The organism is Streptomyces amakusaensis (genome assembly GCF_039532665.1).
Classification (GTDB): Bacteria; Actinomycetota; Actinomycetes; order Streptomycetales; family Streptomycetaceae; genus Streptomyces; species Streptomyces amakusaensis.
Genome location: NZ_BAAASB010000047.1, coordinates 1 through 13,057, shown reverse-complemented (window position 1 = coordinate 13,057; position 13,057 = coordinate 1). Strand labels below are relative to the sequence as shown.

2 protein-coding genes are annotated in these 13,057 nt (G+C 72.3%); both read right to left on the bottom strand.

Features of this window, described 5'->3' with window-relative positions:
* Positions 1–6,754, bottom strand: a 6,754-nt coding sequence (locus ABD371_RS35375; RefSeq protein WP_425575842.1) for a type I polyketide synthase, incomplete at its 3' end; no start/stop codon positions are given.
* A 229-nt stretch (positions 6,755–6,983) separates the two neighbouring features.
* The coding region (locus ABD371_RS35370) for a type I polyketide synthase (RefSeq protein ID WP_344486751.1) at positions 6,984–13,057 on the bottom strand (6,074 nt) is incomplete at its 5' end.

Below are 13,057 nucleotides of genomic sequence, written 5' to 3'. Positions count from 1 at the left end.
CCCCACCGATCGCCCGACTCCGCAACGCGACCACCCGAGCCGCATCCTCCAACGACAGAATCCCCGCCACACACGCAGCCGCGATCTCACCCTGAGAGTGACCGACCACCGCACCCGGGCGCACCCCCGCCGCACGCCAGACCTCAGCCAGCGACACCATCACCGCGAACAGCGCCGGCTGCACCACATCCACACGCTCCAACGACGGAGCGCCGTCGACACCCCGCAGGACATCGTTCAGCGACCAGTCGGTGAAGGGCTCCAGCGCCTTCGCACACTCATCCACCCGGGCAGCGAACACCGGTGAAGCGTCCAACAGGCCCTGGGCCATGCCTACCCATTGCGACCCTTGTCCGGGGAAGAGGAACACGGTCTTACCCCCGACGACCTCTCCCTGAACCAGTAGGGGTGAGCCCTGTTCGGCGGCGAGAGCGGTCAGGGCTCCGGTGAAGTCGTCCCGGTCTCCGCCGATCAGTACGGCACGCCGGCCGAGCGCGGTACGAGTGGTGGCCAAGGAGTGGCCGACATCGGCAATCCGCAGGTCAGGGTGGGTTTGCAGCTGATTCAGCAGCCGCTGGGCCTGGCCTCGCAGGGCCTTCTCGCTCTTGGCGCTGAGCGGCCAGGGCAGAGGCGCGGGCCGGTCGGCGGCGGGCCCGGCCGGGGCGGTCGCGGCCAGTAGGGGTTGTGCGGGCTGCTGAGGGGTTTCGAGGTCGCCGAACCCCGTCCCGACGGGGGCCTGTTCGATGATGGCATGCGCGTTGGTGCCGCTGAAGCCGAACGACGAGACACCCGCGCGCCAGGGGCGGTCGCTCTCCGGCCACGGGGTCCGCTCGGTCAGCAGCTCGACCTCGCCCATGCTCCAGTCGACGTGCGGGGTCGGCTCATCGATGTGCAGGCTCTTCGGCAGCACCCCGTTCCGCATCGCCAGCACCATCTTCATCACCCCGGCGACCCCGGCGGCGGCCTGGGCATGCCCGATGTTCGACTTCACCGAGCCCAGCAGCAGCGGACGGCCCTCCGGCCGCCCCTGGCCGTACGTCGCCAGAAGCGCCTGCGCCTCGATCGGGTCGCCGAGAGTGGTCCCCGTGCCGTGCGCCTCCACGACGTCGACATCGGCGGACGACAGCCGGGCGTTGGCGAGCGCCTGACGGATCACGCGCTGCTGGGACGGCCCGTTCGGAGCCGTCAGACCGTTGGACGCGCCGTCCTGGTTGACCGCCGAACCACGCACCACCGCGAGGACCGGATGACCGTTGCGCCGCGCGTCGGAGAGCCGCTCCACGAGCAGCATGCCGACGCCCTCGGCCGGGCTGAAGCCGTCGGCGTCGGCCGAGAAGGCCTTGCAGCGGCCGTCGGTGGACAGCCCGCGCTGACGGCTGAACTCGATGAAGGTGCCGGGCGTCGACATGACGGTGACACCGCCGGCCAGCGCGAGGGAGCACTCGCCGTTGCGCAGCGCCTGCACCGCGAGATGCAGGGCGACCAGCGAGGACGAGCAGGCCGTGTCGACGGTGACCGCCGGGCCCTCCAGACCGAAGGTGTAGGAGAGCCGGCCGGAGACCACACTGCCCGCGCTGCCGGTGGCGAGATGGCCCTCCAGCTCGTCGGTGGCGGCGCGTACCAGGTTGGCGTAGTCGGAGCCGTTGGTTCCGATGAACACACCGACCTGGCTGCCGCGCAGGGTCTCCGGGTCGATCCCGGTCCGCTCGAAGGCCTCCCAGGAGGTTTCGAGGAGAAGACGCTGCTGAGGGTCCATCGCCAGCGCCTCACGCGGCGAGATCCCGAAGAAGCCCGAGTCAAAGGCGGCGGCGTCGGTGAGGAAGCCGCCTTCGCGGGTGTACGAGGTGCCCTGGGCGTTCGGGTCGGGGTCGTACAGCGCCTCGACGTCCCAGCCCCGGTCCAGGGGGAAGGGCGACAGCGCGTCGCCGCCGGAGCTGAGCAGCTGCCACAGCTCCTCGGGGCTGCGGACCCCGCCGGGGAAGCGGCAGCTCATGGCGACGATGGCGATGGGCTCGGCGTCGTTCACGGCGGCCGTGGGCGACTGGACGGCGGATGCCGCGCCCTGTCCGAAGAACTCGGTGCGCAGCTGCCGGGCGAGGACGGTGGGCGTGGGGTGGTCGAAGACGAGGGTCGGCGGCAGCTTGAGGCCGCAGGCCGCGTTGAGCCGGTTGCGCAGTTCGACGGAGGTGAGCGAGTCGAAACCCAGCTCCTTGAAGGCCCGGCCGGGCTCGACGGCGTCGGGTCCCGCGTAGCCGAGGACGGAGGCGACGGCGGTGCGGATCAGTTCGAGGAGAAGCCGTTCCTGTTCCGCCTCGGGCTGTCCGGCGAGCCGCTGGGCGAGGTCCGAGGCCGACGCGCCGCCCGTGTCGGCGGCGACCGCGTCCGCGCGGAGGCTCTCCATGATCTCCCGCGCCTCGGGCAGGTCGTTCAGCAGCGGCCGGTCCCGGCCCGAGGTGAAGGCGAGGACGAACCGCTTCCACTCCATGTCGGCGACGGTCAGCGTGGTCTCGTCCCGGTCCAGCGCGTGCTGGAGCGCGGAGACCGCGCGCTCGGGCGCCATCTCGATGACACCGTGGCGGCGCATCCGGTCGCCCACCGCGCCCTCGGCCATGCCGCCGTCGCCCCAGGGGCCCCAGGCGATGGAGGTCGCGGGGAGCCCGGCGGAGCGCCGGTGCTCGGCGAAGGCGTCGAGGAAGGCATTGCCGGGCGCGTAGTTGCCCTGGCCGGGCGCGCCGAAGGTGGCGGCGAAGGACGAGAAGAGGACGAACGCGGAGAGGTCCAGGTCCCGGGTGAGTTCATGCAGATGCAGGGTCGAGTCGACCTTGACCTTCAGCACCCGCTCGATCTGCTCGGGGGTGAGCGCCTCGATCACTCCGTCGTCGAGCACGGCCGCCGTGTGCACGACGGCGGTGAGGGGCTGTTCGGCGGGTACGGAGGCGATGAGCGCCGCCACCGCGTCACGGTCGCTGACATCGCACGCGGCGACGGTGACCCGTGCGCCCAGCTCGGTCAGCTCCCGCTGGAGTTCGGCCGCGCCGGGCGCGTCCGGGCCCCGGCGGCTGGTGAGGACCAGGTGCTCCGCGCCATTGCGCGCGAGCCAGCGGGCGATCTGCGCGCCCAGCGCCCCCGTACCACCGGTGACCAGCGTGGTCCCCTGCGGACGCCACTCCCGTACCGCCGCCGTGTCCCCGAGGCGGGCACGGACCAGCCGGCGGCCGAAGAGACCCGTCGCGCGGACCGCGACCTGGTCCTCACCGCCGTCACCGGCCAGCACGCCCGCGAGCCGGTCGCGCGTACGGTCGTCGAGGTCGGCGGGGAGGTCGATCAGACCGCCCCAGCGCTCGCCGTGCTCCAGGGCGGCCACCCGGCCGAGACCCCAGACCAGGGCCTGCGCCGGGTCCGCCGACCGCTCGGACCGGGCCACGGCGATCGCACCCCGGGTGACGCACCACAGCGGCGCGGCCACCTCGGCGTCGCCGAGCGCCTGGACGAGGGAGAGCGTGGCGATCACCCCGGCGGGCGCTGCGGCGCTGAGAGACGCCTCGGCGTCGGCGGGGGTCAGCAGGGACAGCACTCCCGACACGGCGGGCTCGTCGGCGAGCGCCGTCCGGATCCCGTCGGCGAGCCCGTCCCGGGTGTCGGCGGTCTCGGCGGTGACGGTACGTATCTCCGCGCCGTGTTCGGTGAGCGTACGCAGCACCCCGTCCGCCCAGTCGGCGGCGGGCCCGGAGAGCCCCTCGGGCACGACCGCGAGCCAGGTGCCCGAAAGGCGGGCGGTGGCGGGCTCGGCCAGCGGCTTCCAGGTGACGCGGTAGCGCCAGCCGTCCACGGTGAACTGCTCACGGCTCTTGTCGCGCCATGCGGAGAGTGCGGGCAGCAGCGCGGTGAGGGTCTCGTCGCCGTCGATGTCCAGCTCGGCGATGAGTGTGGCGGCGTCTTGGCGTTCGACGGCCTCCCAGAAGCGGGCTTCGACGGCGTCGGCCGGGTGGGCGCTGACGGCGGGGTCCGCCGTGGCACCGCTCTCCAGCCAGTAGTGCTCCTGCTGGAAGGCGTAGGTGGGCAGGTCGACCCGGCGGGCACCCGTACCCGCGAACACCGCGTCCCAGTCCACATTCACACCACGGACATACGCCTCGCCCAAGGAGTGCCAGAAACGATCGAGACCACCCTCACCACGACGCAGCGAACCGAGAACAGCGGCCTCACGGCCCGCGTCCTCCACCGTCTCCTGAACACCCACCGACAGCACCGGGTGAGGGCTGGACTCGATGAACACACCGAAACCCTGATCCAGCAGCGTCCGGGTCGCGTCCTCCAGCTCGACCGTACGACGCAGATTCCGGAACCAGTACCCGCCGTCCAGCTCAGGACCCTCGACCCAGCCGCCGGTCACCGTCGACAGGAAGGGAACCTCGGCCTCACGCGGAGAGACCGGAGCGAGCAGGCCCGCCAGCTCTTCGCGGAGCAGTTCCACCTGAGCGGAGTGGGAGGCGTAGTCGACCGCGATCCGCTTCGCACGGATCCCCTCCCTCTCACAGGCGGCGAGAAGCTCCTCCAGAGCTGTCACCTCACCGGAGACGACGACCGAGGAAGGCCCGTTGACAGCAGCGACGGAGATACGGTCCTCGCCCCAGGGGGCGATCAACTCCCTTACACGCGCGGCGGGCAGCGGGACCGACACCATGCCGCCCAGACCCGCCAGCACCCCACCGATCGCCCGGCTCCGCAACGCGACCACCCGAGCCGCATCCTCCAACGACAGAATCCCGGCGACGCAGGCTGCGGCGATCTCACCCTGAGAGTGACCGACCACCGCGCCGGGGCGCACCCCGGCGGCGCGCCAGACCTCAGCCAGCGACACCATCACCGCGAACAGCGCCGGCTGCACCACATCCACACGCTCCAACGACGGAGCGCCGTCGACACCCCGCAGGACATCGCTCAGCGACCAGTCGGTGAAGGGCTCCAGCGCCTTCGCACACTCATCCACCCGCGCCGCGAACACCGGCGAAGCGTCCAACAGGCCCGCAGCCATCCCCACCCACTGCGAACCCTGCCCCGGGAACACGAACACCGTCTTACCCGACACCACCGAACCACTCACCACACCAGCAGCGAGCGAACCCGACGCCACCGCCCCCACACCCGCCACATGATCCGCCAGCACCACCGCACGATGATCCAGACCCGCACGCGACGAAGCCAACGACCACCCCACATCCACCACACCAGCATCGGGAACAGCCGACAACCACCCCGACAACCGCTCCGCCTGCCCACGCAACGCCACCGCACTACGCCCCGACAACACCCACGGAACAACCACCGGAACCACACCCGGACCCGGCTCCACGACCTCAGCCGACTCCTCCACCGGAGCCTGCTCCACAATCACATGCGCGTTCGTCCCACTGAAACCGAACGACGACACACCCGCACGACGGGGTGCGTCGCTCTGCGGCCAGGGGATCGTCTCGCCGATCAGGGAGACGGCTCCGGCGTCCCAGTCGACGTGCGGGGTCGGCTCGTCCAGGTGGAGGGTCTTCGGCACGACGCCGTGGCGCATCGCCTCGACCATCTTGATGATGCCCGCGACACCGGCGGCGGCCTGGGTGTGGCCGATGTTCGACTTGATGGAACCGAGCAGCAGCGGACGGTCGGCCGGCCGGTCCTGGCCGTACGTCGCCAGGACCGCCTGCGCCTCGATGGGGTCGCCGAGAGTGGTCCCCGTGCCGTGCGCCTCCACGACGTCGACATCGGCGGCGGAGAGCCGGGCGTTGGTGAGCGCCTGGTGGATGACGCGCTGCTGGGACGGGCCGTTGGGGGCGGTGAGCCCATTGGACGCGCCGTCCTGGTTGATCGCCGAACCGCGCACGATCGCGAGGACGGGGTGGCCGTTGCGGCGCGCGTCGGAGAGCCGCTCGACGAGGAGCATGCCGACGCCCTCGCCCCAGCCCGTACCGTCGGCGGCGGCCGCGAAGGGCTTGCAGCGGCCGTCGGAGGCGAGGCCGCGCTGACGGCTGAACTCGGTGAAGGTCGCGGGGGTGGCCATCACGGTGACACCGCCCGCGAGCGCGAGGGAGCACTCGCCCGCGCGCAGCGCCTGCACGGCGAGGTGCAGGGTGACGAGGGAGGACGAGCAGGCCGTGTCGACGGTGACCGCCGGGCCTTCGAGACCGAAGGTGTACGCCACCCGGCCGGAGGCGATGCTGCCGGAGCTGCCGGTGCCGAGGAAGCCCTCGACGCCCTCGGGCACGGAGTCGAGACGAGCGGTGTAGTCGTGGTACATCACACCGGCGAAGACGGCTGTACGGCTGCCGCGCACCGAGGAGGGGTCGATGCCCGCCCGCTCGAACGCCTCCCACGAGGTTTCAAGGAGAAGACGCTGCTGAGGGTCCATGGCGAGGGCCTCGCGCGGCGAGATCCCGAAGGGCGCGGGGTCGAAGCGGGCGGCGTCGTAGAGGAATCCGCCCTCGCTGACATAGCTGGAGCCGGGGCTGTCGGGGTCGGCGTCGTACAGCGACTCGACGTCCCAGCCACGGTCCACGGGGAAGCCGGAGACGGCGTCGTCGCCGTTCTCGACCAGTCGCCACAGATCCTCGGGGGTGCGTACGCCACCGGGGTAGCGGCAGCTCATCGCGACGATGGCGATGGGCTCCTGGTTCTTCTCCTCGACCTCGCGCAACCGCCTGCGGGCCTGGCGCAGATCGGCGGTCGCCCGCTTGAGGTAGTCGCGAAGCTTGTCCTCGTTCACCATTGCGTGGGCTCCATGCCAGAGAGGCGGTTGTACTGGTCGGTCGGCTGAGCGGCCTCGGCTCTCGCGGTGCGCGGGATCCCGTGGCTCATGTAAGGGGGGGCTGGTCCGGCCGCCTTCTCGCGGCGGGCCGAACCAGCCTGGTAGTGGTAGTGGTGGTCGTGCTGTGGCGGGGCACCCCGGCTCGGGGAGCGCCCGGAACTCGTCGGGCCGGCCCTCTCGGGCCCTGTCAGGAGTCGAGTTCGTCGTCGAGGAGATCGAAGAGTTCGTCGTCCGTCACCGACGCGAGATCGCCGTCGTCGGCGTCCTGGTCGGCGGCGGCGGAACCGGTCGGCTCCTGCGCCTCGTGCCATTTGGCCATGAGCGCCTGGAGGCGCATCGTGATCCGCGAGCGCGTCACACTGTCCGCGTCCGCGCCGCTCAGGGCGGCCTCCAGCCGGTCGAGTTCACCGAAGACGGACGGTCCGTCGTCCCCGAGCGGCAGCCCGGAACGCAGATGTCCGCTCAGCGCCTCGGGCGTCGGATAGTCGAAGATCAGCGTGGCCGGAAGCCGCAGCCCGGTGGCCGCGCCGAGCCGGTTGCGCAGCTCGACCGCCGTCAGCGAGTCGAAGCCCAGCTCCTTGAAGGCGCTGCCCGGCTGGATGGCGGCGGTCGAACCGTGCCCCAGCACCTGGGCGACCTGGGAGCAGACCAGCTCCAGCAGGACCCGGTCCCGCTCGGCGGCCGGCAGGCGTACGAGCCGCTGCGCGAGCGACTCCGGCGCTTCGGCCGAAGCGCCGCCCGCTCTGCGCCGTACCGGGGTACGGAGCAGTCCGCGCAGCAGCGGCGGCACCGCGTCGCCCACCTGATCGCGCAGCACGGCGAGGTCGAGCCGCGCGGGCACCAGCACGCTCGCGGCCGGCGCGCCGCCGTCGGACGGGCCGCTGTCTGACGTGGGGTTCGGGAGCGCCGCGTCGAAGAGCGCGAGGCCCTCGGCGGCGGAGAGCGGGCTCATGCTGCCCCGGCTCAGCCGCTCACGGTCGTGGTCGGCGAGCGTGCCCGCCATGCCCGCCTCGTCGTCCCACAGGCCCCAGGCCAGCGAGACCGCGGTCAGACCCCGCGCCCTGCGGTGCTGGGCGAGTGCGTCGAGGAAGGTGTTGCCCGCCGCGTAGTTGGCCTGTCCCGCGTTGCCGAAGACTCCGGCGGCCGAGGAGAACAGGACGAACGCCGCGAGGTCGAGATCCCGGGTCAGCTCGTGCAGATGGAGCGCCGCGTCGACCTTGGGCCGCAGCACCCGGTCCATCCGCTCGGCGGTCAGCGACTCGACCGTGCCGTCGTCCAGCACTCCCGCCGCGTGCACGACGGCCGTCAGCGGACGGTCGTCCGGCACGGACCCCAGCAGCCCGGCCAGCGCGGCCCGGTCGGCGGCGTCGCACGCGGCCCAGACGACCCGCGCGCCCGCCCCGGTCAGCTCCTCGGTGAGACGCGCCGCGCCTTCCGCGGCCGCCCCTCTGCGGCTGGTGAGCAGCAGATTCCGTACGCCGTGCTCCTCCACCAGATGCCGGGCGAGCAGCCCGCCCAGGGTGCCGCCGGCCCCGGTGATGAGGACGGTGCCCGCCGGGTCGAGACCGCGCCGGGCCGGGAGTTCGCCGACCGCGCCGAAGGCGGCCCGCGCCAGACGCGCGGTGCGTACGGCTCCGTCCCGTACCGCGATCTGGGTCTCGTCGCCGTCGAGCGCCGCGGGCAGGGCCCGGCAGGAGGCGTCCTCGCCGTCGAGGTCGACCAGAACCAGCCTGCCGGGGTGCTCGGCCTGCGCGGAGCGCACCAGGCCCCACACCGCCGCGTGCGTCAGATCCTCGATGTCCTCTCCCGCGTCCGTCGCTACGGCCCCACGGGTGACGAACACCAGCCGGGAGGCGGCGAAACGCTCGTCCGCCAGCCAGGACTGGATCAGCGCCAGCGCCTCCGCCGCCACCGCGCGCACGGCGGCGGGCAGGCCGCCGGACGGCGCGAGCCGGGGAGCGAGCGGGACGAGGACGGTCTCCGGCATCGGATCGCCGAGCGCCTCGGCCCGTTCGGCCGCTTCGCCGAGCGCCGCCAGGTCCGGGTAGTGACCGCCGGTTTCGTCGGTGTCCGCGCCGAACGCGGCGTCCGCCGCCAGCACCCCCGTCCGCTCCAGCGCGGCTCCCAGCTTCAGCGGATCCCCGCCGAGCAGCGCCCAGGTGCCGTCGGCGGGCGGCCGTGTCCCGGACAGCGTCCGCACCGGCCAGTCGACCTGGAAGAGCGCCTCCCGGGTGATGCCCGTGCCACCGCCGGCGGAACCGGCGACACCGGCGGAGAAGGGGCGCAGCACGAGCGAGTCGACCGTCAGGACCAGTTCGCCCGTCTCGTCCGCGATGCTCAGCCCGACGGCGTCGGTACCGGCCGGGGCCATGCGTACCCGCAGCGCCGACGCTCCGACGGCGTGCAGCCGGACCCCGTCCCACGAGAACGGCAGCCGCGCGCCGCCGCCGCCGTCGCCGTCGCCGTCGCCGTCGCCGGGGAAGAAGTCCCCGAGGCCGACCGCGTGCAGAGCGGCGTCCAGCAGCGCCGGGTGGAGCCCGTACAGGACGCCTTCCTGTACGCGGTCCTCGGCAAGCGCGACCTCGGCGAAGACCTCGTCGCCGCGCCGCCAGGCGTGCCGCAGATTGCGGAACGCCGGTCCGTATCCGAGCCCTATCGCGTCGAACGACGGATAGAGCTGCTCGACCTCGCAGGGGACGGCCCCGGCGGGCGGCCACTCGGCCGGCGCCTCGGCATCGGTCCCGTTCTCGGCGACGGCGAGCGTCCCGCCCGCGTGCCGGGTCCAGGGCTCTTCGAACGCGGCGTCCTCGGGGCGCGAGTAGACATCGAACTCCCGCCGTCCCGCCTCGTCGGCCTCCGCCACGACGATCCGCAGCTGCACTCCGCCGGTCTCGGGCAGAAGCAGCGGCGCTTCCAGCGTGAGGTCTTCCAGCAGATCGCAACCCGCGTGGTCCCCCGCACGCACAGCCAGCTCCACGAGCGCGGCGCCCGGCAGCAGAACCGTGCCCCCCACCGTGTGGTCGGCCAGCCAGGGGTGCGTCCGGAGCGAGAGCCGGCCGGTGAACAGGAACCCGTCCGAGTCCGGCAGCTCGACCGCCGCCCCCAGCAGCGGATGCCCGGCCGCCCCGATCCCGGCGGACGACACATCTCCGCCCGGGACATGGGCCGGGGCCTCCAGCCAGTAGCGCTTGCGCTGGAAGGCGTACGTGGGCAGGTCGACGCGCTGCGCGCCGGTGCCGGAGAAGTACGCCTTCCAGTCGACGGCGATGCCCCGGGTGTGGGCCTGGGCGAGCGCGGTGGTGAGGGTCTCGGTCTCGGGGCGGTCCTTGCGGAGTACGGGGATGAAGGCCGCCGCGTCCGTACGCTCGGCGCAGTCCTGGGCGAGGGCGGAGAGGATCCCGTCGGGGCCGAGTTCGAGGTAGGTGGTGACTCCGGCGGCTTCGAGGGCGCGTATGCCGTCGAGGAAACGGACGGCCTCGCGGACGTGGCGTACCCAGAAGTCGGCGGTCGACATGTCGTCGCCGACGAGGGTGCCGGTGAGGTTGGAGACAACCGGGATCGTCGGGTCGCCGTACGAGAGTCCCTCGGCGATCTCGCGGAAGTCGGCGAGCATGCCGTCCATGTGCGGCGAGTGGAACGCATGGCTCACCGTCAGGCGCTTGGTCTTCCGGTCACCGAACTGCTCAGTGATCTTCGCGGCGGCGTCCTCGTCACCGGCGATGACGACGGACGTCGGGCCGTTGATGGCGGCAATGCTGACGCGGTCCGTGAGGAGCGGGAGAATCTCCTCCTCCGAGGCCTGCACGGCGATCATCACACCGCCGGTGGGCAGCGCCTGCATCAGGCGACCACGTGCCGCCACCAGCGTGCACGCATCGGCCAGCGAGAACACCCCCGCCACATGCGCAGCAGCGATCTCACCGATCGAATGACCGGACAGGAAGTCCGGCTTCACCCCCCACGACTCAAGGAGGCGGGAGAGGGCAACCTCAACAGCGAACAGGGCGGGCTGCGTCACCGCCGTCTCATCGAGAGCACCGCTCTCATCACCGAACAGCGCTTCCTTCAACGGCACATCAAAACGCGCGCAGATCTCATCCAACGCGTCCGCGAACACCGGATACGCGCCGTACAACTCACGCCCCATCCCCAGCCGCTGACTCCCCTGCCCCGTAAACAGGAACGCCAACTTCCCACCCACCGGAGAACCCTCAACCACACCAGCGGCGGAACCACCACCAGCCAGCACAGCCAACCCCGCGAGCAAACCCTCTCGGTCGTCGGCGACGAGCGCGGCCCGGTGGTCGAGTGCCGTGCGGCTCGTGGCCAGGGCGTAGCCGATGTCGGAGGGGCTCAGCTCGGGGTGCGCGAGCGTGTGCGCCTTGAGTCGGGCGGCCTGCTCGCGCAGGGCCTCCGGGGTCTTTCCGGAGATCAGCCACGGGAGGCTGCCCGGAGCCCGCTGGGGCTCCTGGCGCGTTGCGGGCTCCGCAGGCTCGGGGGCCTGCTCGATGATGGCGTGCGCGTTGGTGCCGCTGAACCCGAACGACGAGATGGCGGCGCGGCGCGGGCGGCCGGTCTCCGGCCAGGGGATCACCGACTCAAGCAGCGAGACCGCTCCCGCCGACCAGTCAACATGCGAAGTCGGCTCGTCGACATGCAGCGTCTTCGGCAGCACACCGTGACGCATCGCCTCGACCATCTTGATGATGCCCGCGACACCGGCAGCCGCCTGCGTGTGACCGAAGTTGGACTTGATGGAGCCCAGCCACAGCGGGGAGTCCTCGGTGTGCTCCTGCCCGTACGTCGCGAGGAGGGCCTGCGCCTCGATCGGGTCGCCCAGTGAGGTACCCGTGCCGTGCGCCTCCACCACATCCACCTCGGCGGCAGACAGACCCGCGTTGGCCAGCGCCTGACGGATCACCCGCTGCTGAGACGGACCGTTCGGAGCCGTCAGACCATTCGAAGCACCGTCCTGATTGACGGCGGAGCCGCGTACGACCGCCAGCACCGGATGGCCATTGCGCCGCGCGTCGGAGAGCCGCTCCACCAGCAGGACGCCCGCGCCTTCGGCCCAGCCGGTGCCGTCGGCGGCGGCCGAGAACGCCTTGCAGCGGCCGTCGGCGGCGAGGCCGCGCTGACGGCTGAACTCCACGAAAGGAGCGGGTGTGGCCATGACGGTGACACCGCCCGCGAGGGCCAGTGAGCATTCGCCGTTGCGCAGCGCCTGCACCGCGAGGTGCAGGGCGACCAGCGACGACGAGCACGCGGTGTCGACGGTGACCGCAGGGCCTTCGAGACCGAAGGAGTACGACAGCCGGCCGGAGATGACGCTGGCCGCGTTGCCGGTGCCGAGGAAGCCCTCCACGCCCTCGGGGAGCGCGGTGAGCCGGGAGGCGTAGTCGTGGTACATGACACCGGCGAAGACGCCGGTCCGGCTGCCGCGCAGGGACACGGGGTCGATGCCCGCGCGCTCGAAGGCCTCCCAGGAGGTTTCGAGGAGAAGACGCTGCTGAGGGTCCATCGCGACGGCTTCACGCGGCGAGATCCCGAAGAATCCCGGGTCGAAGTCGGCGGCGTCACGGACGAATCCGCCCTCGCGGGCGTAGCTCGTGCCCTGCTGGTCGGGGTCGGCGTCGAAGAGCGACTCGATGTCCCAGCCACGGTCGTCGGGGAAGCCCGAGATGGCGTCCCGGCCCTCCAGAACGAGCCGCCAGAGGTCTTCGGGGGTCTCCACCCCGCCGGGGTAGCGGCAGCCGAGGCCCACGATCGCGATCGGCTCGTCGTCGCGGACGGTGGCGGCGACAGGTGCGGCGATCGCGGCGGGCACCTCGCCAACCAGCTCGGTGCGCAGCTGGTCGGCGAGGATCGCCGAGGTCGGATAGTCGAAGACCAGGGTCGCGGGGAGCCGCAGCCCGGTCGCCGCGCCCAGCCGGTTGCGCAGCTCCACGGCGCTCAGCGAGTCGAAGCCCAGCTCACGGAAGGAGCGGTCCGTCTCGACCGCCTCCGGTCCGGCGTAGCCCAGAACGACGGCGACCTGAGTACGGACGAGATCCAGGACGTACGCGGCCTGCTCGGCGGCCGACAGCCCGGCGATGCCCTCCGCCGGTGCCCCGGCCGCATCGCCCCGGGCCGTACGGCGGGCGGGGGCCCGGACGAGTCCGCTCAGCAGCGGCGGAACCAGCCCGCCGGCACGCAGTGCGGCGAGGTCGAGCTTCACGGGTACGAACAGCGCCTGGTCGGTGGCGGACGCGGCGTCGAACA